Raw genomic sequence first — 24,241 nt, forward strand, 5'->3', positions numbered from 1 at the left:
CTATTCTTCTTTATATTTATCCAAGCATTTTTGACATATACATTTATTATGCTCTTGAGGCACTGCGTCAAAAATTCTCTCAGGAAAACTTTCTGTCATACACCAGCAATCATTTTGCCCTTTTGCTACTCCACAATGATTTTCTTGTCCACATAACGGGCAACAGTTTCCCTCCATTCTTACACCTCCCTTACCTTTCTACATTGTAAAGGAACAATAGAGGAGTACTCAATTTCATACCCCTCCCACAATAGCTTATTGCTTTTTCCCATGAATCTGTTGCTTTACTTCTTCCTTGTTCGTATCACTATATATTGCTGTACCAACCCCACCACTTTGGGCTAGCAGCTTTTTCACTTCATTGTAAGATAAACCAGCTTCTGCATTTTTTCTTTTTACTTCATCAATATCTGTTCCAACAGAAGTAAACGGAGCTTCGTTATGTTCAGTCATACAAATCCCTACCTTCTATAATTCATCAGGCTGCATTTCGATTAATTCATCGCCTTCTCTTTTCACTCTTTTATTTAGTTCTTTAATCGGTATAGCATCTACTGTTTGCATATCTTCATGTAAATCGAAAAGACTAATAGTATCTGAGTCAACCATGTCTGGTTTGTTCTTGCTTGCTAAATTCATAAATATCTTTTTCTCATGTGGTACGTTTTCTATGTCCATCATTTCACACTCCTTTATCCATAGTATGAGCAATGTTGAACAGGTTATGTGGCTTTCGTTTTTGCATTTTTATCGACGCGGTGATATTCAGAGATTTGAATGACCCGAACATTTCCTGGATGCAACTCATGATAAATCCCTCTACTATCTGTAAAGGATATATATTGATCTCGTTCACTTCGAACTAAAGCCTCTGCTTTTTCTTGTGATTCGATATGAATAAATCTTCTTACATAATGCATTTCATCAAAGAAATAAGTTATTTTAAATTCCTTCACTTATAAATAGCTCCTCAATTACTGGATTTGACGTTTGTTTACTGCTTATCATATCCAACTAACTGCAGTTGCTATCCTCAAAAAAATATTTTCGGTATTTTCTATAGGTCATGCATAACCTATATTAAAGCAACTATTTTTTTTGGAGGTGATGATTGTGATCCATACAGTTAAAGCAGGAGAAACATTGTCTCAAATAGCTAGAGATTACCGAACACCACTATCGTCCATAATTGCAGCTAATCCAGGGATCAATCCAAATGTACTTTATATCGGACAACAAATTGTTATACCTGGGTTTCCTGATCCAAATACAATCCCTTATAAAATTGATATTTCTACTGAAAATCGTTGGCTACGGTTATATAAAGACAATATTCTTCAAAAACAATACCCAATTGCAGTTGGTAGAATGTTACACGATACGCCTATCGGCAATTTTATTATTATTAATAAGGCTCCAAACCCTGGAGGTCCGTTTGGGACAATGTGGATGAGTTTATCTAAAGAGCATTATGGTATTCATGGAACCAATGATCCTAGCTCTATCGGTCATGCAGTTTCACGTGGCTGTATTCGCATGCATAATCAGGATGTCGAAGAACTTGCACGCATTGTTCCAATTGGCACTGGCGTTTTTATCCATCCTTAAAATCAACTGAGGCTATCTATTTGTGAGATAGTCTCATGTCGTAGAAAAGATGGACAAGGAAATTCGCAACGGAAGTGAATCTAAAAACATTCCTAAGATTTTATCGGAATGTTTTCCAGTTTTATCGGAACATTATGTAGAATTATCGGAATGTTTTCCAGTTTTATCGGAACATTATACTGATTTATCTAATGTTAATGCTCCTTGGGAAGTAAGTTTCCGTATAGGATGAAACGCTTAAAGCTATACTACATAATGCTGAAGCAACGCAACAAATTCAATTTTCATTTAGAATTAGGAGGGGATATGCTTGTCCACAAAAGACAATATATTATCTATTTTCGCCTTAGGTGGCATTAATGAGATTGGAAAGAATATGTATGTAGTACAGTATGGGAATGATATTTTAATTATCGACTGCGGCGCTAAGTTTCCAGACGAAAGCTTACTAGGTATCGATTTAATAATTCCTGATATTACGTACCTACAAGAAAATAAAGAAAAGATTAGAGCATTAATCGTGACACATGGACATGAGGACCATATTGGTGGTATCCCTTATCTCCTAAAAAAGATAAATGTTCCTATTTATGCGACACGTTTTACGCTTGGCTTAATCGAGTTAAAGCTAAAAGAACATAAGCTTTTACGAGAGACCGATTTAATAGAAATTCATTCCGATTCATCACTAAATTTAGGACAAACTGATGTTAGTTTCTTTAGAACAAACCATAGTATACCTGATTGCTTAGGAATCGTTATTAATACACCTGAAGGAAATGTGGTCCACACTGGCGATTTTAAATTTGATTTAACCCCTGTCAATAATCAGTTTGCAGATATTCATAAGATGTCTGATATAGGATCTGAAGGCGTGCTAGTCCTTATTTCTGAAAGTACGAATGCCGAACGACCTGGATTAACTCCTTCAGAGAAGCTTGTCGGTCATCATATTGAAGATGCATTTTTACATGCCGAGCGTAAAATCGTTATCTCTACTTTCGCTTCTAATGTTAATCGCATACAGCAAATTGTAAATGCTACGATTGCTACAAATAGAAAGCTTGCATTGCTTGGACGTAGTATGGTGAATGTTGTAGATGTTGCACTTGAACGAGGCTATTTAAACATTCCAGAGGATATGTTAATAGATGCACGTGAGGTAAAGTATCTCCCACCTGAAGAAGTAGTTGTACTATGTACGGGTAGTCAGGGTGAGCCATTAGCTGCACTTTCTCGCCTAGCAAATGGCAATCATCGCGAAGTCAAAATTTTACCTGATGATACAGTTATTTTAGCTTCATCCCCTATCCCAGGGAATGAGAAGGGTGTTTCACGGATCGTCGATAATTTGTTCCAGTTAGGTGCGAAGGTTATTTATGGCTCTTCTAGTCATACAGGTATGCACGTTTCAGGTCATGGTCACCAGGAAGATTTAAAACTAATGCTGACGCTCATGAAGCCCAAATTTTTCATTCCGATTCATGGTGAATTCCGTATGTTACATCAGCATCGTTTGCTAGCTGAGTCCGTCGGTGTTAAAAGAGGGCATACGTTTATTATGAAAAATGGGGATGTTGTTGATATTGAAAATGCAATGGCTAGGCAAACGCGTAAAATCCCTTCAGGTGATACGTATGTCGACGGTATCGGTATTGGTGAAGTCGAAGGAATCGTCTTACGAGATCGCAAACAGCTGTCAGAAGACGGTATGCTTGTTATCGTTATAACACTTAATAAAATAGATGGTGCCTTTATTTCAGAACCAGATACAATTTCGCGGGGCTTTGTTTATGCCAAAGACTTTGAGGAGCTGTTAACGAAAGTAAATATTCTCGTCAAAGAAACGATTAATGAACTTCAGGAAGAAAGTAAGCAGCCAATCCATGTCTTAAAAAGAGAAATCAAAAGAGCAGTCGGTCAATATCTATTTACACAAACAAAAAGAAAACCAATGATTTTACCTATAATTATCGATATTTAAAAAAGTCGGTGTGAAGGTTCTTTTCCCCTTTTGCACCGACTAAATTCATTTTATAAACATTAACTGCTCCTAAAAGCCCCAATTGATACAGATTTATCAAAGAAATTAGTTTTTACTTTCGGATTACTCCATCTTTTTTAAAGTTCAGACCCGTGCATTTCTTTGTAAAGCTCTCCCTTAAATATTTTATGAAGCATAACATCGTAAAAATAATGAACCTGATTGAATCCATGCTGTAAATGTTGCGAGTGATTTTCTATTTGCCTAGAAAATTTGTCAAAATGCTGTGGTAGTCCTTCTACTGCGGTTATCAATGATTCTTTATTTTTTAATAAAAGCGGTATCGTATTTAAAAGCTGTACCACTTTATGTTGGATATCAATCATCGGAATATCAATAAGTATATGATACAAATGATGCCATTCTTTGATTGGATACCAACTGAGAAAATGCAATAAATAATCACTTAAAATAATCGTTTCATTTGGCATAATAGCCACGACATCATTTGCAATACATACTTCATTTTCACATTGATATATAGATTTATTCGTTTCCTTCAAATGAGCTCTCGTAAGAATGATCGTTTTAGCTGGTACTGGTGCACACTTTAAACATTTATTAAATATCATATTAATCTTTGGTACTTGTTCAATATCACCATTTAGCATTAACTGTTTTAAATATTCTGCTGTCACTAAGGGCAATCCGACATTTGTAAAATACTCCTCCCTCGGTACTATTTTTCCCTCTTTTATTTTAGCAACTTCATCTAGTCGATAACGCTTTACCATGCCTGAATCCTCCAATCCTTAACTTAGTTATGTATAACCAAAATAAGCCACTGAAGAATCATCAACACTATTTTCCACGAACTTTTTTCCTTAATAAAATCTTCCTACCCACAATTGTACCATTTTACAATAACATTTTCTCTATTATACCACTATAATAGTATAGGCATTTTTAATTTTTTTCACTAGCTTTTTACATAGAGGTGAATCATATGTCAGACTTTTTAAAGCTAGTAGGTGAACAGCTCCGTATTATTAGGGTTTCCAAAGGGCTTAGTCAAGAAGAAGTGGCTGAAAGAACGGGGAAGTTAGGTTTTAGTAAAGGACGAATCTCAAATATTGAACATGGGCAATCTAATATCACATTGAGCACTTTAGAAACGCTGATGAAAGCATTAGACATTGCCCCTGAGGAACTTTTTAATTTTCAAAAATTATCTGGTGTTACTGATATTAAAGAAAAGAACATCATGCTTGACATACATCGTTCCGTATTAAGGGAGCGTAATTTAGACGAGGTAAAATACGTAGTACGCATTACAAAGGATTTTTTAGATACGATCGATTCACAATCAAAGAAAAACAGCTCCAATAGTCAATGACGTTGGAGCTGTTTTGACGTCTACCTACAAATTCCTTTTTTACTTTTTCTAGCTCATCGCCATAACGTGTGGTTCCACAACTTTTGGTGAAGAGCTTTTTTCTTTCATTTGACTTTCCCTTATTTTGTCCATATAAAAAATCCATTTAGTCTACACCAAATGGATTTTTTTCTTACATTCCAAACTTTTGACGATAGCCGCATTTTCTACATAGCTCTTCTACGGCCTCTCTTCGTGAAAATCCGTCGACAATATTGTTTGCACGCTCACCCTGAACAATGTCAGTGAAGGATTTCTCGTTCACATTCCCCAAATTAATAACGCCCTCACCATCAAGACAGCACGGCACTACTGTACCATCCACAAGAATAGCTGCTTGGCTTCGAAGTGCATGGCAAAAGCCTTTTCCTTCATCCTCAGGCTCAAGCAAGCTTGGCCATCTGAATTCATGATCCTGATTTAAATAAATATTATTAGCAATCTTCACGCCTTTACCGGGCTGTACTGTTTCTTCGATACGATAATCAAGATTATATTCATTTTCTAAAATATTGAGCGTTTCCCTATTTCTTCTCGCTGCAATATCCGATACATGATCCTTTTGTAAATTCCATAAACGATATGAAATAATCGTATTATATTCTCTCGCAGCACGAACAAAATCCAATATATCCCCTAAATATTTCTCACGATTCTCCGACCCCTCATGACCATCGAAACTATGTAAAGAGAAATTAATTTGGCGTAAGGCTGGTTTCCCTAATATCTTTTCACGATTCTTTTTAATCAGTGTACCATTCGTTGTAATATTAACTTTAAAACCTTTCTCATGAGCTGCGTCAAGAAGCTGATCAATACGTGGATGTAAAAGCGGTTCCCCTTTTACATGCAAATAAATATATTTCGTGTGAGGACGTATTTCATCCAAGATTTTATTAAATTGTTCCACTTTAATAAGTCCCTTTGCACGAGCCGTTGGAGGACAAAAGCTACATGCTAAATTACAGACACTCGTTATTTCTATATAAACTTTTTTAAATGTTCTCAACGTTGATTCACCGTTCCAGTTCTATAATTATTAAAACTCTATTCATTTTAACAAATTTTACGATAAGGAACAGCCTTTCAGTCTCCATCCCTTGCATTATTTATATCTCTCAAGGCTCATCACCATAACGTGTGAGATAGAGGAGCGAAGGCTAAAATCATCACGTCCTTTGATAACGCCTTCGCGCAAAAACAGTCGGAACAGTAATCACCCCCAGATTATGGCGATGAATCTTTATGTAAGACTGTTAAAAATTAAAACTTCTATCTGCAGCAATTTTTCATTGTAGCAGATAGAAGTTTTTATCTTCATTATTGGTGAAAGCCGAGTGTCTGCTCTTTCACCTCACACATTACGTTTATAATTTTTTGTACCATCATATGAATACAGCATTGGCTTTCCATCCACATATGTTTCTAAATGAACAGGACGACCCCATAGCTGATAAATATATGGCAAAACGTTTTCTAAATAGCGTGGATCTAGCTCCATTCCCTCATACCCATGCAATAAATAGAGCTCTCCGTTACGCAGGTAATCGCCATTTTTAACAACGATATATGGGAACCCCCCGTTTACACGCATCGATACGAGCTGATCTCGTACCATTTCATGATCCTTATCTGTAATACGATACTCATTGCCCTTCTTCTGGAACAAATAAAGATCCTCTTGCTTTGTTAAATCCTTCGTTAAATAGTTGCGAATAAAGGAGATATCCGACTCTATCTCTCTTACCTCAAACATTTTCTCTCGACCTGAGTTCGGTTGAACCCCTAACTTTATCATCTCTTCCGTTGGATGATTATAGCGATGTTCAATATCCTCAAAAATTTTCACGCCAAGGTAATAAGGATTAATGGATGTTTTTGAAGGCTGCACAACACCTGCATTTAATTTTGCATATTCAATCGTCTCCGCTGTTGTTAGCTTAAGCTCACGCATTATACGTTGGTGCCAAAAGGAAGCCCAGCCCTCATTCATAATTTTCGTCTCTAATTGTGGCCAAAAATAAAGCATTTCCTCACGCATCATCGTTAATATATCTCGCTGCCAGTCCTCCAGTTCTCGACTATGCTCCTCTAAAAATAGCAATAAATCTTTTTCGGGTCTTGACGGGAAGTTCTTTATTTTTCGCCTTATCAATTTATATTCTTTTTCCTTATCATCTAAACGCCATAGATCATCATACGGTGATTTTGCTGGGAGAATTTCCTCTTCAGATTCTACCTCCGTATTCCAAGACAATTTTGGTCGTAAAAGGGATGGGTCGATATGCTCCTGAATCGCTAAAACAGCATCTAAAAACTGTTCGACCTCATCCTTTCCATATTCCCTTTCGTACCCAGCTATCCGTTCAGCTGTTGCAGTCATGCTCTCCACCATATCTCTTCTAGTATTGGAGAAGCGTACATTATTTTTAAAGAAATCACAGTGCGCTAATACATGCGCAATAATTAACTTATTTTGTGTTAACGTATTTGTATCAAGTAAAAATGCATAGCATGGATTTGAGTTAATGACTAGCTCATAAATTTGGCTTAGCCCTAAATCATATTGAAGCTTCATTTTATGAAATTGTTTGCCAAAGCTCCAATGCGAAAATCGAGTAGGCATACCATATGCGCCAAAGGTATAAATAATATCTGCTGGACAAATTTCATAGCGCATTGGAAAGAAATCTAAGCCAAAGCTTGAGGCAATTTCTGTAATTTCATCAATTGCTCGTTGAAGCTCTTTCATTTCCATTTTTCCGCCCCCTCCCTTGAACATGATTACTTACCATAATTCAACTTCGGTCACCATTTAAGGTTCATTTTTTTTAAAAAAGCTCTTTAAAGCATCGTAAACATCGCCTTTTTTCCTCAAAATATGATACCTAAATTTAGGGTCATCTATTTTTTTGTATGTGTACATAAGTGTAGAAAAGCGATTATGCTGATTGACTTCACCATACCCAAACATGCTCGATACGTTCATTAACTCTCCGACTAGCTTCAAGCACTTTTCATTGTCCATTGAAATATTTTCACCATCAGAAAAATGTACTGGATAAATATTGTAGCGAGCAGGATTATACTTTTCCCGAATTAGGTCTAATGCTTTTATATAGGCAGAGGAGCAAATGGTTCCTCCGCTTTCTCCCTTCGTGAAAAATTCATCTTCTGTCACTACTTTCGCCTCCGTATGATGTGCAATAAACTCAATTTCTACAGTTCCATACTTTGAGCGTAAAAATTTCGTCATCCAGAAGAAGAAGCTTCTAGCACAATATTTTTCGAAGGAGCCCATCGAGCCACTTGTATCCATCATCGCAAGAACCACTGCCTTCGATTCAGGTTTCTCCACTTCATCCCAAGTTTTAAAACGTAGATCCTCATTATGAATCGGCGTAATTTCTGCTTTACCCTGCATCGCATTACGCTTTATCGCATTAAGAATTGTGCTCTTTTTATCAACATTCCCCATTAAACCTTTTTTCCGGATATCGTTAAACTCAATTTTTTCCGTTTTAATATCTGCTTTTTCTTTCTGTTGTAAGTTTGGTAGTTCAAGCTCATTAAATAGCACATTCTGAATTTCTTCAATGCTTACTTCAGCTTCATAATAGTCATGACCTGGCTTGTCACCAGCTTCTTTTCCTTGACCATTAGCCTGATTGCCTCTGCTAGCATCACGTGCAACCACATCACCTACATTACTATCTCCTTGTCCTTGCCCAACATGCTTGGAATTATCATAGTTATATCGAATTTTATATTCATCAAGTGAACGTATAGGAATTTTAATAACCTCTCGACCATTGGACATCACAATACTTTCCTCGCTAACTAAATCAGGTAAATTATTCTTGATAGCATCTTTCACTTTTTCCATATGACGTTGCTGGTCCTGGTGCCCTTTACGATGGAGGGACCAATTTTCCTGAGAGATGACAAAGCGTTTATTTTCGTGTTCAGTCATTTTTATCCTCACCCATCTATCAAATTTGCTTTTTCTATACTATGCTAGTAATTGGCTTTCTTGAACTTCTTTAGTAAAATCAATTACACTTCGTTTTTTTAATGAAGATAAAAGGAGTGCCCTAAAATGGGACACTCCTAATCACTCCTATCAATAGTCTTCATTTTCCCATTGAATAGGTCAAAGCCATTAACGGTTTAACAGACTACCTACATATTGCAATAATTCATTAGCAGACGTTGTATTATAGCCATGTTCATCAACAAGTCTTGCTACAACCTCATTAATTTTCTTCAGCTGTGATTCATCCGGCATTTTCGAGGATGTTGTAATTTTTACGACATCCTTGAGATCCGCAAATAGTTTCTTCTGGATTGCCTCTCGTAATCTTTCATGAGAATTATAGTCAAAACGTTTTCCCTTTCGAGCATACGCAGAAATACGAATTAATATCTCCTCACGAAATGCCTTTTTTGCATTTTCCGAGATGCCAATTTGTTCCTCAATAGAGCGCATTAATTTTTCATCAGGATTCATTTCTTCACCAGTCAAAGGATCTAAAATTTTATTTTTATTACAAAACGCCTCTACATTATCGAGGTAATTATTCATCAATGTCTTTGCAGACTCTTCATACGAATAAACAAAAGCTTTTTGTACTTCGTTTTTGGCAATATCATCATACTCTCTTCGAGCAACTGCAATATAGTTCATATATTTTTCTCGATCTTCCGGAGAGATCGAAGCATGCTGGTCAAGCCCATCCTTTAGTGCTCGCAGAACATCTAACGCATTAATAGATGGTACCTCTTTTCGGATAATAGCAGAAGAAATACGATTAATAATATACCGTGGATCAATACCGTTCATGCCTTCGTTTGGAAACTCTTTTTTAAGCTCCTCTAAGTCAACGGAATTAAATCCCTCCACATTTTCTCCGTCGTACAGTCGCATTTTTTTAATAAGATCCACACCTTGCTTTTTCGGTACTTCAAGTCTTGTTAGAACCGAAAAGATTGCTGCGGCCTTTAATGCATGTGGCGCAATATGAACATGTGACATATCACTTTCTTTAATCATTTTTTCGTAAATCAGTTCTTCCTGACTCACTTTTAAGTTATACGGAATCGGCATGACAATAATACGTGAATGCAACGCCTCATTCTTTTTATTTGAAATAAATGAACGATATTCCGTTTCGTTTGTATGTGCAACAATTAACTCATCTGCACTAATTAATGCAAATCGACCTGCTTTAAAATTACCTTCCTGTGTTAAAGACAGTAAATTCCACAAGAATTTTTCATCAAGCTTTAACATTTCTTGGAACTCCATCATACCTCTGTTTGCCTTATTTAGCTCACCGTCAAAGCGATAAGCACGAGGGTCAGATTCTGAACCAAATTCTCCAATTGTTGAGAAATCAATACTACCTGTTAAATCGGCAATATCCTGTGATTTTGGATCTGATGGCGTAAATGTTCCTATGCCCACACGTTTGTCTTCAGAAAAAGTAATACGTTCAATCATCACATTTTCAATACGTCCATCGTACTCTTTTTCAAGACGCATCGTATTTAAAGGCGATAAACTTCCTTCAATTCGTATACCATACTCCTCATAAAAATCATTACGCAAATGATGTGGAATTAAATGTAGAGGATCTTCATGCATTGGACATCCCTTAATGGCGAAAACTGCACCTTCATCTGTTCTCGAAAATTGTTCGAGTCCGCGTTTCAACAAGGTCACTATTGTTGATTTACCACCACTAACTGGTCCCATTAATAACAAAATACGTTTTCTAACATCCAATCTTCGCGCTGCCGGATGGAAATATTCCTCCACCAGTCTTTCAATTGCTGTTTCAAGCCCAAAAATTTCTTGCCCAAAAAACTCATACATTTTTTGCCCATCGCGTTCCTCTACACCAGCACTTTTTACCATATTGTAGACGCGTGAATGGGCTGTTTGAGCAACTTCAGGTCTTTCCTTGATGATATTTAAGTAATCTGCAAATGTACCTTCCCACTTCAGCCGATTTTCTTCTTCGCGATAGCTTTTCACTTTATCTAAAATGTTGATAGCCTTCCCTCCATTCAGGGCTTGATTTATAACATAGTATGAAGGAAATGGCATTATGATACCCAATACTTTTTTGCATTCTTTAAAGATTTCTATGCAAAATGCCTAACTACACCATTTACTAAAGGTTTTTACGTTAAAAAATCATCCTATTACCCTGAATGAAGATAAAAAATCCATCTACATTTTGTCCAGCAGATGGATTAAAATTATTTAACGTCGTCTCCTAATTCGTTCTAATAATAATCCATCCGACTGATTATTTTCACCTATGACAAAATCCTTCATATAGTAAGTTAAGTAGTCTCCAAACTGATTAGTTGTATTTTTCAATAGTTCATCAACATAATAAGCACCTTTCTCAATATTATCTTTTAGTAAGACAGCTAAAGATGCATATACGCCACATGCAACTTGAAAATACGTAGCATTCGTTTGAAACTGAGAAAAAATCTCTTCGTTTTTCATAACATTGTACATATATTTCTCCCGTCCTTTATAGACAAGCAAAATACCGCATAAATCCTCTCCATCCAATGGAGCATTCAGTGGGTCAAGCACTTCCATTTCAAAATTCCATAATACATCTAAATCATCAATATTAGATGTTATTAACTCAGTAGTATGCTCATTAACTTTATAAAGAAACCCACTTTCCACATTCAACATTTTTCCTAAGCTATACACTTCTTCATGAGGCATTAAACAACCAAAAAATTGTATATCCCCTAGCGTCACTTTAAATTCTACATCATACACTTTTTCATATAAAAATAGAGGAGTTCTTTGACTCATGAACATGGGATAGCTCAATATAGCTTCATCTAAAAAACATTCCGGTGACCAAGTTGTATAAATAACATTTTTCTTGGCTTTGCTTTTATCCTTAAAGAAAGAAGTATCATGCTCAACAATATAGCAAGCTACTAATGAATCATCGTCCACTTCCTTTTGCAATTCAAATACCATCCATTGTACAACACCAGGATTCATACCAGAGCACACTATTGCAACTGCATTTGCAATTTCCTCTTTGTGTTTTTCTAAATGCCTAATCCTTTCAATCAATCCAAAACCCTCATACAATTCCTCATTTTCATCTATAAATGGATTTTCTAATGCTGTATTTACATAATTAATGCCAAGATCATTACAACATTTCATCACTTCTACTGTATCCGCCCAGGAAACATCAATGACAACAGTAGTATTTGTTTTTTTAAAATGTTCCATTAATGCTACTTGATTAATTAAATCAAATTGATGAATGACAAGCTGATTTTTTAAATTTGGATATGAATGCGCAAGAGACTTCTGATCAATTTCTCTTTTGTCTACTAAATGAATTATGCTTTTTTCGATAATAGGATTAATAGGATCAGACTTGTCTTGAACTGTTTTATTTAATATCGCAAGTACCGCTTTCGCAACACCTCCGCAGCTACCTAGTATCGTAATAGAATTGTTATATACTACCATTCTATCACCTCACTTTCATATAAATAGCATATGTATTTGAAAGCATTTGACTTAGGTAGTAACCTTTCAAATAGGCGTTATAGATTGGCAATTTATGATGTGTAAAAGGACTTATGAAAAAATTTTTTTCGGTTATTCTAACTGTAGAAAGGAGGTCCATTATTGAATCGGCATTTTATTTTCCTGTTATCATGGATACTTTCATTGAGCTTTACTCTCCCCACTGTTGCTTTAGCAAAAGAAGAACCAACCCAAGAAGAAATTGTGCAGGAACGTATGGCCTATTACGTACAATTTGACGAGTTACTTATCCCATGGCATTTCTTAGCAGCTATTGACCAATATGAGCGAAATTTGCAATCTGTTCGTAAAGATATTCCGAAACGAGATGGTATCGTTGCCATTCAATTTTCTGATGAATATTGGTCAGGTGCTTTAAATCCTGTACGAGATGATACTCGTCCAGAAACAATTAGTTACTTTGGCGGGATGGGACTAGATGGCAATGGTGACGGAGTTGCCAGCCCAAAAGATGATGTCGATATAATTTTCTCCATGGCTACATTTTTAAGTAGATTTGGAACAAGTGATGAGGATTTTAAATTAGCTTTATGGGAGTATTACGGAAGTGAACAGGCTGTAAATCAAATCTTCACCATTTCCAAAATGTATAGTCATTTCAAAACAACTGAGCTCGATGCCCACACATTCCCCGTTCCTACTAATTACGATTACAGTTATCGGAGTACATGGGGTGCCAATAGGGGCTGGGGTGGACGCCGTATTCATGAAGGCACAGATATTTTCGCTAGCTATGGTACTCCAGTACTTTCTACCTCCTATGGAGTCGTCGAAATAAAGGGTTGGAACCAATTTGGTGGTTGGCGTATTGGAATTCGAGACAATCATAACTCCTATCATTATTATGCCCATCTCGGGAGCTATAATAAGGAGATTGAAGTAGGAGACATTGTTGAACCAGGAACTGTTCTCGGTTATGTTGGTAGCTCTGGCTATGGTAAAGAAGGAACATCCGGAAAATTCCCACCTCATCTTCACTATGGCATATATAAGTTCAATGGACGTACAGAATGGGCATTTGATCCGTATCCATCATTACTACAATGGGAACGACTAGCAAAAAAAGCAAAACAATAATTACAAAAACATTTTAGAGTACTTACTGCATTTTTACAGTAAGTGCTCTTTTCATTAGGTAGGTAAAAATTCATAAAGGTATTAAGTAATTTTCAGAATTTTTATAAAAATACATACATTTAACTACTCGCATCATTCACATCAAAGTGTTATTGTACTAAAAAACTATTTTTATTTTTTCCACCAAAAGTACTTATTTATAAATAGATTTAGTTATAAAATAATATTTGTAATATAACAATTGAAAAAGGAAAGGATGGGAAAAGATGAAAGGGATTTTTCAGTTTAAAACACTTAAAGCCCGAATATTAAGTGCATTTATTCTTTTAATCGTATTAGTTGTTTGTTTTAATACCTATACTTACATTTCCAATTCTAAGATGGAAAAACAAGCTGAAGATTTAGTAAAGGAAGATTTAATGGTCTTAATGGCAAGTAAAAATTTAGCATTGTCTGTGAACGTTCGTCTCTCTGCAGCTTTAAGCTATGTTGTATCAGGTAATGAAAAATACATAGAAACTTTTAATGAATATCGTAAAATTGCTGAGGAAAGCAATAGTATCATGGAAAAATACGATAAAAATCCTGAGCGTGAGAAGCTGGTAGAAATGGCACGCGAGTGGAGCAATCGTGTCAATACTGAGGTATTCGATGTCTATAAAAAAGGCAATAAAGAATTAGCAATAAAAAATTTAACGGCTACTAATGATCTTGTAACTGAAGTTCGTGATGGTTATGAAAAATTAGCCAATACTCGCTCAGATGAAATTACGAAAGTAGGAGAAAACGTAGTATCTACAAGCTTAAACAATAAAACAATTGGGCTAATTGTTAGTATAGTATTGACAATTGTAGGTATTCTAATTGCCATAATCACTGCTAGCCAAATTTCTAAGCCAATTACGATTGTCTCAAAGCGTATGAGCGAATTAGCCAACGGTAATTTACAACATGAACTACTTCCAATAACTAACCAAGATGAGATTGGTCAATTAATGCTTTCAGCGAATGAAATGAATGAAAAATTAAAGCAAACGATCAGCTCTATTCATACTGTTTCCGAAACAGTAGCAGCTAGTAGCGAAGAGCTTGCTCAATCTTCTAATGAAGTACAAACAGGCACAGAACAAATTACCGTGACTATGCAGGAACTAGCCTCTGGTACAGAAACACAAGCATCCACAGCAGGTGATTTAGCCGAAACAATGATTTCTTTCCAACAGAGTATTCATGAAACAACACAAGAAGGTATTGAATTAAAAGAGCACTCCGATCATGTGCAAAATCTAACAACTACAGGTAAAGAGTTAATGGTACAATCCACACAACAAATGGCTGCCATTAATGAAATTGTTTTAGATTCAGTGAAAAAAGTTGAGGGCTTAAATGTACAGTCCGCTGAAATTTCCAAACTTGTTTCAGTCATTGACGACATTTCAAATCAAACAAATTTACTTGCCTTAAATGCTGCCATCGAAGCTGCACGTGCCGGAGAGCATGGAAAAGGTTTTGCTGTAGTAGCCGATGAAGTTCGTAAGCTTGCAGAACAAGTCCAATTTTCTGTCACTGATATTTCAACAATCGTCAACCGTATTCAAGGTGAAACGGGCAATGTAACAACTGCTTTACAATCAGGCTATGAGGAAGTAAAAAGAGGAACAACACAACTAAATCAAACAAATGAAACATTTGAACAAATTTCGGTAGCTGTTGAGGATATGATTCTTAATATAAATACCATTTCAGGTAATCTAAATAAAGTTGCTCACAATTCCAAATCCATCAATGCCGCCATTGATGAAATGGCTTCTATTTCTCAAGAGTCTGCAGCTGGCGTCGAACAAACAACAGCAACGGTAGAGGAAACAGCCGCTACTATGGACGAAATTTCAAAGAGCGCAAATCAGCTCGCTGGAATGGCTGAGGAGTTAAACTCACAACTACAGCAATTTAAAATATAAAGTATAAGTAGCTCATCATCATAAAGTATGGTTGATCTCCGTTCCGACTGGGGGCTTTCCTGGAGGCGTCTGATCACTTATTTGATGCTCCCGAGCACTTTGAGATGATACCTGATCATTTCTCTGGCACACCTGAGCATTTACCAAAAAAAGCTATCTCGACATTACGTTCGAGATAGCTTTCTACTTGTAGATAATCTTATTGCCAATGTCTAATTGGTACCCTTTCAAGCTCATAGCGTTTAATAATAACACTAATTTTCTGAAACCATTCCTCACATAACTCTAGCGCTTCTTGATAGTCATCCTCTTCCCGTGATATCGGCTCACTGTTATCCATAAAAACATATTCTAAAATAGGGTCAGATAAGTTATCAGCTACAATTTTCAACGTCAATTGAGATACTTCGTTATCCTCAGCGTCCTCTTCATCTAATTCCTCTTCTATATCGAGATCTTCACCTAGTAATGAGCTACTTATTAAGTTATTACTAGTTCTTGCAATATACATTTCGTCCTCTACTATAGCAACTTCATATATTTTATTAAAAGGGATTTCTTGTTTAATCAATTCCTCTTCTAAATGTTCTCTACTTGCGAGGAAAAGTGTATTTGTAGGCTCATTTAATAATAAAGCACTTAAACAATCATTTGATATGATGCAATGTGTATGAGGAATAGCCATTAGCTCCTCCTCACTTGCCTCTTTCATTTCATTCAACCAGCTAATATAAACATATCGTTCTTTCACATACCGAATAACACCTGCTATTACTAGCCCTAAACCAATTAAGAAATAAACCTTACTAAATATGGCTGTTCCGACTGCATTTGCTAGTAATAAATAGATAAACCCTAGAAAAAAGAGAAAAAAGGTTTTCATCCGTATCCCACCTTCAAAAGATAATCAATAGAAAAATTGCATCCATATTAGTAGAAATTTTATTCTAACGATTATCTTTTCATTCTTAATTTCTGTGGGAATTATCTACATTGCTAACACTAACATCAAACTTTAAAACGGATTGTAAATCTTTGAGATATCCCCCTCGATTTTATTCAGGGCGTAAAGAAAAAACAGCTACAACGCAATTATAAAACGTTGTAGCTGTTACTATGATTTTTTAATAATCATTCACCCCTAAATGATTATTCGTATAAAAGTTAATTATCCATTTATTGTCATAACTAGGACTGCCGGTACAAATGATACAGTAAACATACTCACATACCACAAAGATGTACGGCGTAATGAAAAACGAACTTGTTTCTTTTCTGCATAAAAGATATCTAACATAACTGAAGCAACAACAAGTGGGATCGTAACACATGCGATAGCAACTAATAAAATATCTAAACCAAACATAAAAACACCCCTCTGTTCGTGAACATTTATTTTCCCTTTGTGACAACTTTGTGTCAATTACAGTGTACACAATTTCGCCACATTTTGTCAACTAGATTTAATTAAGAAAATTTTGTTTTTTACAGTATTTTTTTACCCAATCGAGAAATTTACGTAAAACCACTTACAAAAAAGCAGCTGCAAAATTGCAGCTGCTTTTTTAATCATTATTTTAATCTCTATATTTATATGTCAGCCCTCTTAAAAAATTCCTCACGAATCGATCGCCACATTCCTTATAGTTGCGATGACCTGGATTTCTTAAAATGGCACCTAACTCGCCCTTCGAAACGCTAACGCCCCCATCATATAAAAGATCTAACATGTCTTCGCTCGTTAAGGCTAATGCAATTTTCACTTTCTTTAACAGCATATTATTAGGGCTTTCTTTCCCTGAAACAGGTAGTGGTCCTTCAGGCTCACCAGGCTTAGGCTTTTGTGGCCCTCGTTTAAATGTAATAAATCCATTTAAGAAAGCCTCTACCATTTTATTATTACATTTGATGTATTCTTCAGGTGCTTCTTCCTCATCATTAATTTTAATAAGCATGTTCAATACTTCTTCCTTTGTAAAATCCATGCCACCTAGCTTAAAAATTTCAACCATGTCCTTATTTTTAATATCTAGCGCATATCGCAAACGAATTAATATATCATTATTCGTCATTTAAAAACCTCCTTTATGTATTAATAAAGCCTAAATTATAAAATGCCAGGCTTAATTATAACAGAGAGCATCACTTTTTCAGCTAGCTTTCTGAAATTCCTATTATATTTAGACTGCGCATTTCCTTCTTTTTAAATGTATGAAAAGTAAACTCTCGACCATTCTAATCACAAGGAGGTGAGAAAAATGGCTAACAATAATCGTAGTTCAAATAAACTTCTTGTACCTGGTGTACAACAGGCTGTAGATCAAATGAAATATGAAATTGCCCAAGAATTTAACGTACAGTTAGGGCCAGAAGCTTCTTCTCGCGCAAACGGTTCTGTTGGAGGAGAAATTACAAAACGCCTCGTAGAAATGGCTGAAAAGCGTTCAAGAGGTTTATAATAAGAACAAATGCGTTAAAGCGCTAAAGAGCCCGAAGCAAAAATAAACGCTCTACCACTTTTACCCGAGGGATCGAAGTGACCTTGGGGATGTAGCGCTTTAGCCTAGGCGACAACGCGCTATTAAAGCTTCCTAAAAAGAACGAATCCCCTTTGATTGGAATTCGTTCTTTCGTGTTTTCATTATTTTATTTCAACCGGTTGTAAATCCTCATTTGAACCCTTTTTTAAAGTCAGCATCACGATAAAGGAAATGCAATATAAAGCAGCTAAGTAGATCATATACCGTCATATCATAGCTTTAAAGAATATAACCTACAAAGAGCTTTTTAAGGCTTCAGTTACAGTTGACGAATTATTTTGAGAGTAGGTTGTAAACACATCAATTATCCAATTCCATTTATAGTAAAAATGTATATTACTCTTATTCTTCATTGAGTGTGATTAGAAATATTTGTTGTTCTTTTATACCTACTATCAAATAGACCCCATCATCACCATAAGCAATTTGAATAATAGGAACATCAGAATTTTCCTCAAAATTCAAAGAAAATGAAACAATGTGTAATTGCTTAAATTCGTTAACATCTACATTTTCAGGTAATTTTTCTTCAATTAGATCCATCAGCGTATCAACACTTTGTTCTAACCAAAGTAAGTTTTCTTGGATCAAAGGAAAAACTGAATTAAAATGAGCATCTGTACATGCTTCTTTAAAAGATACTACAGAGCTATAAGTTATTTCACCTAGGTTATAAATAAATCTAAAAAGATATTCACCGATTCGGTTAAAATCGTTAATTGTAATCATATTTATTACCACCTTCTGTTAATATTTTCGAACACTATAATAGCTAGGTTGTTCAAGAGCATTGCCAGAAACCAGCAATGACCTCTCCTGTTTCATTATGCCTATATAGATATAACGCACCGTACATAAACACATAATCCATATTAGCACTATAGCCTTCCTCCTCTATTTGCAGAAAAAAGGAATAATTATTATTTTCTAACTCTTTATAATAATAACTTTTAGGTTGAATAAGACGTGGTTCTCCCAAAACTTTAATAAACAAAAAATTATTCCCTTGGTTTTCCGAATAATCGCTTATTGAGTTCATACCTAACTCTAAAATACTTTTACCAGAATTGCTTCTAATTTCGGAGTATTTATGCTCTATTACTCTTACTTCAATTGAAGGATAAATATTTTTTTCTAATAAAGTATCAAAATTCTTATGAATAATAATAGAAAGCATACCATTCTCCTTTCCTGGATGAACTAGAGTTGCATAAAACCTGTAATCATCAGGTATTTGTTCTTCAATCAATTTTGGAGGATTACCACCTATTCTACCTCTCACATGATCATCAAAAGGAATGCATTGAGCAAACAATTAAATCCCCCTTCCATTTTATTAGATGTAAATATATATTTTTTTACAATAACCACCGAGTTTTTTAATCCTTACGAATCACATGTAATGTAAAAACATGCGACTGTTCGTCTCGTTTTGAAACAGGGCGCTTTTTGTTATGTTTAAATAAAGCAAAAACAAAGGGCAATAAACCCTAATTAATGAATTTATTGCCACTTCTAAGTTTATTTATATAAATTGAACATCTAGTGATTTTTGCAAGTATAGATACCCTCTCATTTTTTGCATTTAAAACATTTTAATATTCTTGGTCCCATATATTTCATTTCCAACTGTTGCTATCGGCATGAAATTTTCGGGCATATGATTATACACGAAATCTCCTCATTATAGTTCTATAGTTATTTTTTTCATCTGTCAACTTCATAGGGAGAATACCAGAGAATCAAAAACCAAAGTGCTTTTTGTAAACATCCTTTATTATTATTTCCTCTGAAATAGCATTAAAATCTACTGATTTGTGATAACTACTGCTATCGGCATTATATTTCTGCTCTTCAAATGGTGCGGGAAAGGGAATACTATTGATATAAGTATAGTTTAACCCTTTTTTCGACTCATCCATTTTCTCCTTAGTTACTTTTTTTGGGAAACTAGCCACTAAAAAAGAACCGAACATATCATAGACTATATCTGCATAATCTGAAGGAAGTATTATCGCAGATATTTTCTTAGAAACAACTCTAATAGAAACTTCCTTTACCCCATTAATTTTTTGGGGTTTTGTATCTGGTCGAAAATTATTTTCTTCTGTATTAAACGGAGTTTCATAAAAAAATTTATGTAACTCTGAGTCGAATACTACAAAACTAAGTGTGAAACTATAATCAACTTTATCATCCTTCAAAAGTTTATTGGGAATGAGAATGTTTTCTTTTATATAATCGAAAACATACTCACTAATTTTATATGATACCCTTGGTCTATTGAGTAGTTCATTCGGCTCATGGCTAAAAAGCCTACTAATTATATATGTCATATTTTTTTCCTTTCTGTAAATAGAGGTTACTCACTCATGTTTTTGAGCACGGAGTGTCATATGGATTAAACACTAAATACACAGCACATTAATTTCATCTCTAATACACAAGAAATCAAAGGCTACTTGCGTATGATTATCTTTCGCAAAAACAATATCGTCATAGGCCTTGTACTTTAATTGAACATCGTCAGAGAAAAAGCAATAAACCCTGCCAATGGATTTATTGCTAAAAATTAATTACATTGATTTAAATCGGTTTATTATTTATCTTTCCTTTATTATATCTATAGATATTCTGGACGTTGCAAACTGCCCTCTTTAATAAAAGTTACTCCATTAATTTTATTTTCTTTACACAAATTCACAAAAACTTCATCCACAATAATCAAATGTTTAGATTCTTCCATTCTAACGATATGATGCACACCGAGAGAATCAGGAATATATACAACATGGTTAATACTAATCGGACCATCAGGTATTGATTTTATCGATGGTTTATACTCAGATTTTTCTTTATTAAGACAAACTACAGAGTTTGAAACAATCATTGCAAAAAAATCATTATTGTGGTCTTTTGTTTCTGTTGATTTTATTTCAACTGGAATAAAGATACAATCATTTTCACAATGTCGTTCAATTATTTCTTTAAATTTTACACTTACTAAAGGTGGACCTACAGTTGGTAAAATATCATATGCCAATAGATAAGTGTCAAATTTATCCACAATATATGTTAGATCCCCATCTACTTGACAGCGATTTCCTTCCTCCAATTCTCCCCTATCGTATCTATTCTCGTCGCTATAAAAGAAGAACACATCCCTTTTATAAAAACATGATAATTTATGATACATAATCATCCCCCCTCGTATCCTTACAGCGTAGTTTGACTTTCCCATGTCTTAACTCTTCTCTTTGTTCATTTATTAAATCCTGTATAGCCTGTGATTTCCACCCGCTAGTTCCGTTGATTCGGGTTATATACTTACTCTCCGAATGATAGTGTGGTGTTCACGAAATACATGAATTAAACCAGTTCCATTTCTAACAAAAAAAACATGTAGAAAAGAAAGTTTATTCTTCTCTACATGGAGTTTTGGAATCAGATCCTACCGCATCCGCTAATTACAATTCCTTACACTCTAATCTTAATTTCCTATTTTCGTTTCGCATTACCTGTCTCTGATTCCACTGTTTATTTTTTTTGCCTTTCTAGAGGTATACAATAGATCTTCAACAACTTTTAGATTTTTTTTCAATTGTTTCGAGTAAATAAGTACATCTCCATTTACATACTCAAATCTAAATGTCCTTGTGGGTAAAATTTTTATTTTTTCTTCAAAGAAACCGTCTCTAATAATAGTATGAACAGTCGAATTGTCGTTATATGAATATCTATCAACCATAAACGTTTCTTCGTCCATATCATCGTCCCTTGTGTAGAATAATATTTTTTCTATCACAGATCCTTCATATATTATACAATAAACTTGACTTATAACCATTTCGTCATCATCGTTATTTAGAAATCTAAGACAAATTTTCTTTTCAACTTCATTTATAATGAAAGAACTTCCCCAGCCCTTATTTTCAGCATGATAAGAAAAATACAGTTCATTGTTTTTTAGCCTATTCACAATAATTCCTTCCTTAGATTTCGGTTCCTTTTTATAAATTTTCGGTTTTGGTAATTGATCTAATTCATATTGATATGGGTATAATTCTAGATAAGAATTGCTCCAAAGAACTGTTTCATTTCCTATATCTTCAACTTTATTAAGTAACACTTTATATAAGGATCCGTATTCTTCGAAAATTCTTAAAATTATCTCGTAATCTTTTTCTATCATCGTGTACACTTCCCTAATTTTTTAGTTGTTATTGTTTCCCATGTCCTTCCTTTGTACAGTTCTTCATTAATTCATTTTTTTGCATCCTATATCAAAGTTAATTACATATATGTTAATCACATAATTATTTAGGTATTATTTGGTTATTTTTATCTGTAAATATGCTATTAAACCATAGTTAAAAAGTCAACATCCATACGAACTATTATTCTGAATAAACAAAAAAATAATACTGAAGGTCGGGAAAATTTGAATTTTAGTAGTTAGATATACTGTGTGAGAGAAGGATCAAGTGATACTTTAAGCAGTGGGGGTATCTTGCTTTACAGACAGTTAATGTGGGATCAATCAGAAGGGCTTCATTGCAAAAGAAAATGGCACGGAAGATATTTCCGTACCATTAAAAAAACAAAAGCAACAGCTTCTTTAATTTAATATTAAATTAAAACTAATTATTGCTAAAGGCTTTACTTTCTTCCTTTTAAAATTAGCTTTCTTACGCACTCCATATGCTCAGAGTGGTGTGGCAACATAAGGATGCTGGTGGGTTTATTACATTCTTAAGAGTTACATCATTTCACTGTCCCCGTCCCATCAACATTCTTTTTCAAAGTTATCAAGCAATGCACGCACTTCATCTGTTGATTTCGTGTTCATCAATTGATTTCTTAATTCACCAGCTCCACGGAATCCTTTGACATAAATTTTGAAAAAGCGATGCAGCCCTGTGATTGAACGTGGTAGTGCTTCCGCATATTGATCTTGAAGATCGAGCTGCAGTCTTAAAAGATCAAGGTACTCTTTACTGCTATGTTCTTTTGGCTCTTTTTCAAAAGCAAAAGGATTTTTAAAAATACCTCGCCCGATCATAACGCCATCAATCCCGTATTGTTCAGCAAGCTGCAGCCCAGTTTGACGGTCAGGAATGTCTCCATTGATTGTTAGTAGCGTATTTGGTGCGATACGGTCACGTAATTTTTTGATTTCCGGAATTAGCTCCCAATGCGCATCTACTTGGCTCATTTCCTTTCTTGTACGTAAATGAATAGAAAGGTTCGCAATATCCTGTTTTAAAATATGCGTTAGCCACTCTTGCCACTCATTTACATCGTTATAGCCAAGTCGTGTTTTCACGCTGACAGGTAGTCCACCCGCTTTCGCTGCTTGAATAAGTTCTGCCGCAACGTCAGGACGCAGAATAAGGCCACTACCTTTCCCTCTCGATGCCACATTCGGTACAGGGCAACCCATATTAATATCGATACCTTTAAATCCTAGCTCTGCCATACCAATACTCATTTGACGGAAATATTCGGGATTATCCCCCCAAATATGTGCCACCATTGGCTGTTCATCTTCTGTAAAAATCAAACGACCACGCACACTTTTCATGCCCTCTGGATGACAATAGCTATCCGAGTTTGTAAACTCTGTGAAAAATACATCCGGTCGACCTGCTTCACTTACTACGTGACGAAAAACAACATCTGTCACATCTTCCATTGGTGCAAGTACAAAAAATGGTCGTGGTAAATCACGCCAAAAATTATCTATCATTTCAAACTCAAATCCTCTCACTATGGATACACCTTCAACTCTCAATCAAAAAGATAAAGCCAAATGTTCCACTTCTTTTACACTTATATCATGCTTAATAACTTATTATCAATACAAGTACATATGGACATTTATAATTTGTGAAAATCGGCAATGTTTATTTTAACGAAAGTCGGTGCTGAATGGTAATTTTTCTATATTAACTGCTTTTCTATTATACCAACCAAGCTATCCCTTCACATTGTGGTGAGACTAGCCAGTTGCGGTAC

25 protein-coding genes are annotated in these 24,241 nt (G+C 35.0%); 6 read left to right on the plus strand and 19 right to left on the minus strand.

Annotation, left to right across the window (positions count from 1 at the left end):
* The 4 genes from BFJ97_RS23865 to BFJ97_RS19670 all read right to left on the minus strand — a co-directional run bounded on the left by BFJ97_RS23865 (window position 1) and on the right by BFJ97_RS19670 (window position 956).
* Window positions 1-177 (minus strand): cysteine-rich CWC family protein, encoded by a 177-nt coding sequence (locus BFJ97_RS23865; protein ID WP_083227108.1) that lies wholly within the window; start codon window positions 175-177, stop codon window positions 1-3.
* A 78-nt stretch (window positions 178-255) separates the two neighbouring features.
* Entirely contained in the window at window positions 256-453 is a 198-nt protein-coding gene (locus BFJ97_RS19660) for a hypothetical protein (protein WP_068986342.1), read from the minus strand.
* A 15-nt stretch (window positions 454-468) separates the two neighbouring features.
* On the minus strand, window positions 469-678 hold the full coding sequence (locus BFJ97_RS19665) for a hypothetical protein (RefSeq protein ID WP_068986343.1): 210 nt from the start codon (window positions 676-678) through the stop codon (window positions 469-471).
* A gap of 44 nt (window positions 679-722) precedes the next feature.
* On the minus strand, window positions 723-956 hold the full coding sequence (locus BFJ97_RS19670; RefSeq protein ID WP_068986344.1) for a hypothetical protein: 234 nt from the start codon (window positions 954-956) through the stop codon (window positions 723-725).
* Between the two features lie 157 nt (window positions 957-1,113).
* Here BFJ97_RS19670 and BFJ97_RS19675 point away from each other — a divergent pair, with 157 nt between their 5' ends.
* Window positions 1,114-1,608: a L,D-transpeptidase family protein gene (locus BFJ97_RS19675; protein ID WP_068986345.1), complete on the plus strand. Its 495-nt coding sequence runs from the start codon at window positions 1,114-1,116 to the stop codon at window positions 1,606-1,608.
* 310 nt (window positions 1,609-1,918) lie between these two features.
* Window positions 1,919-3,592 (plus strand): ribonuclease J, encoded by a 1,674-nt coding sequence (locus BFJ97_RS19680; protein ID WP_068986346.1) that lies wholly within the window; start codon window positions 1,919-1,921, stop codon window positions 3,590-3,592.
* Between the two features lie 137 nt (window positions 3,593-3,729).
* Here the strand turns inward: BFJ97_RS19680 and BFJ97_RS19685 are convergent, their stop codons facing one another.
* Window positions 3,730-4,386 (minus strand): hypothetical protein, encoded by a 657-nt coding sequence (locus BFJ97_RS19685; protein ID WP_068986347.1) that lies wholly within the window; start codon window positions 4,384-4,386, stop codon window positions 3,730-3,732.
* A 212-nt stretch (window positions 4,387-4,598) separates the two neighbouring features.
* Here BFJ97_RS19685 and BFJ97_RS19690 point away from each other — a divergent pair, with 212 nt between their 5' ends.
* Window positions 4,599-4,988 (plus strand): helix-turn-helix domain-containing protein, encoded by a 390-nt coding sequence (locus BFJ97_RS19690; RefSeq protein ID WP_068986348.1) that lies wholly within the window; start codon window positions 4,599-4,601, stop codon window positions 4,986-4,988.
* Window positions 4,989-5,160: 172 nt separating this feature from the next.
* Here the strand turns inward: BFJ97_RS19690 and BFJ97_RS19695 are convergent, their stop codons facing one another.
* From BFJ97_RS19695 to BFJ97_RS19715, 5 genes are all read right to left on the minus strand, one after another.
* Window positions 5,161-6,036, minus strand: a complete 876-nt coding sequence (locus tag BFJ97_RS19695; RefSeq protein ID WP_068986349.1) for a radical SAM/SPASM domain-containing protein — start codon at window positions 6,034-6,036, stop codon at window positions 5,161-5,163.
* Between the two features lie 345 nt (window positions 6,037-6,381).
* A complete protein-coding gene (locus BFJ97_RS19700) occupies window positions 6,382-7,785 on the minus strand; it encodes a SpoVR family protein (RefSeq protein ID WP_068986350.1) in 1,404 nt (467 codons plus the stop codon).
* A 57-nt stretch (window positions 7,786-7,842) separates the two neighbouring features.
* Window positions 7,843-9,000 (minus strand): sporulation protein YhbH, encoded by a 1,158-nt coding sequence (gene yhbH / locus BFJ97_RS19705; RefSeq protein ID WP_068986351.1) that lies wholly within the window; start codon window positions 8,998-9,000, stop codon window positions 7,843-7,845.
* Between the two features lie 189 nt (window positions 9,001-9,189).
* A complete protein-coding gene (locus BFJ97_RS19710) occupies window positions 9,190-11,085 on the minus strand; it encodes a PrkA family serine protein kinase (RefSeq protein ID WP_068986397.1) in 1,896 nt (631 codons plus the stop codon).
* 213 nt (window positions 11,086-11,298) lie between these two features.
* On the minus strand, window positions 11,299-12,564 hold the full coding sequence (locus tag BFJ97_RS19715; protein WP_068986352.1) for a saccharopine dehydrogenase NADP-binding domain-containing protein: 1,266 nt from the start codon (window positions 12,562-12,564) through the stop codon (window positions 11,299-11,301).
* Window positions 12,565-12,726: 162 nt separating this feature from the next.
* Here BFJ97_RS19715 and BFJ97_RS19720 point away from each other — a divergent pair, with 162 nt between their 5' ends.
* Together BFJ97_RS19720 and BFJ97_RS19725 are read left to right on the plus strand one after the other, a co-directional pair.
* A complete protein-coding gene (locus BFJ97_RS19720; protein WP_068986353.1) occupies window positions 12,727-13,722 on the plus strand; it encodes a M23 family metallopeptidase in 996 nt (331 codons plus the stop codon).
* Window positions 13,723-13,988: 266 nt separating this feature from the next.
* Window positions 13,989-15,683, plus strand: a complete 1,695-nt coding sequence (locus BFJ97_RS19725; RefSeq protein WP_068986354.1) for a methyl-accepting chemotaxis protein — start codon at window positions 13,989-13,991, stop codon at window positions 15,681-15,683.
* A 199-nt stretch (window positions 15,684-15,882) separates the two neighbouring features.
* Here the strand turns inward: BFJ97_RS19725 and BFJ97_RS19730 are convergent, their stop codons facing one another.
* The 3 genes from BFJ97_RS19730 to BFJ97_RS19740 form a co-directional block, all read right to left on the minus strand.
* Window positions 15,883-16,566 carry a hypothetical protein gene (locus tag BFJ97_RS19730; protein ID WP_068986355.1) on the minus strand — a complete coding sequence of 228 codons (684 nt, stop codon included), beginning with the start codon at window positions 16,564-16,566 and terminating at the stop codon, window positions 15,883-15,885.
* A gap of 285 nt (window positions 16,567-16,851) precedes the next feature.
* Window positions 16,852-17,049 (minus strand): hypothetical protein, encoded by a 198-nt coding sequence (locus tag BFJ97_RS19735; RefSeq protein ID WP_068986356.1) that lies wholly within the window; start codon window positions 17,047-17,049, stop codon window positions 16,852-16,854.
* A gap of 211 nt (window positions 17,050-17,260) precedes the next feature.
* Window positions 17,261-17,755, minus strand: coding sequence for a DUF1456 family protein (locus BFJ97_RS19740; RefSeq protein WP_068986357.1), 495 nt, complete (start codon window positions 17,753-17,755; stop codon window positions 17,261-17,263).
* Between the two features lie 186 nt (window positions 17,756-17,941).
* On the opposite strand from BFJ97_RS19740, the gene BFJ97_RS19745 reads away from it, so the two are divergent.
* Window positions 17,942-18,142 (plus strand): alpha/beta-type small acid-soluble spore protein, encoded by a 201-nt coding sequence (locus BFJ97_RS19745; RefSeq protein WP_068986358.1) that lies wholly within the window; start codon window positions 17,942-17,944, stop codon window positions 18,140-18,142.
* Between the two features lie 423 nt (window positions 18,143-18,565).
* On the opposite strand, the gene BFJ97_RS19750 is transcribed toward BFJ97_RS19745, so the two are convergent.
* From BFJ97_RS19750 to BFJ97_RS19775, 6 genes are all read right to left on the minus strand, one after another.
* The gene (locus BFJ97_RS19750; protein WP_068986359.1) at window positions 18,566-18,952 is read right to left on the minus strand and encodes a hypothetical protein; all 387 of its coding nucleotides are present in this window, start codon (window positions 18,950-18,952) and stop codon (window positions 18,566-18,568) included.
* Window positions 18,953-19,004: 52 nt separating this feature from the next.
* Window positions 19,005-19,538: a hypothetical protein gene (locus BFJ97_RS19755; RefSeq protein ID WP_068986360.1), complete on the minus strand. Its 534-nt coding sequence runs from the start codon at window positions 19,536-19,538 to the stop codon at window positions 19,005-19,007.
* A 427-nt stretch (window positions 19,539-19,965) separates the two neighbouring features.
* Window positions 19,966-20,559, minus strand: a complete 594-nt coding sequence (locus tag BFJ97_RS19760) for a hypothetical protein (RefSeq protein WP_068986361.1) — start codon at window positions 20,557-20,559, stop codon at window positions 19,966-19,968.
* 287 nt (window positions 20,560-20,846) lie between these two features.
* The gene (locus BFJ97_RS19765) at window positions 20,847-21,419 is read right to left on the minus strand and encodes an imm11 family protein (RefSeq protein WP_068986362.1); all 573 of its coding nucleotides are present in this window, start codon (window positions 21,417-21,419) and stop codon (window positions 20,847-20,849) included.
* A gap of 318 nt (window positions 21,420-21,737) precedes the next feature.
* Window positions 21,738-22,415 (minus strand): hypothetical protein, encoded by a 678-nt coding sequence (locus BFJ97_RS19770; protein ID WP_068986363.1) that lies wholly within the window; start codon window positions 22,413-22,415, stop codon window positions 21,738-21,740.
* A 594-nt stretch (window positions 22,416-23,009) separates the two neighbouring features.
* Entirely contained in the window at window positions 23,010-23,972 is a 963-nt protein-coding gene (locus BFJ97_RS19775) for a tRNA dihydrouridine synthase (RefSeq protein WP_068986398.1), read from the minus strand.
* Window positions 23,973-24,241: the final 269 nt, after the last annotated feature.

It is taken from the genome of Lysinibacillus xylanilyticus (assembly GCF_001708185.1).
Taxonomy (GTDB): domain Bacteria; phylum Bacillota; class Bacilli; order Bacillales_A; family Planococcaceae; genus Lysinibacillus; species Lysinibacillus xylanilyticus_A.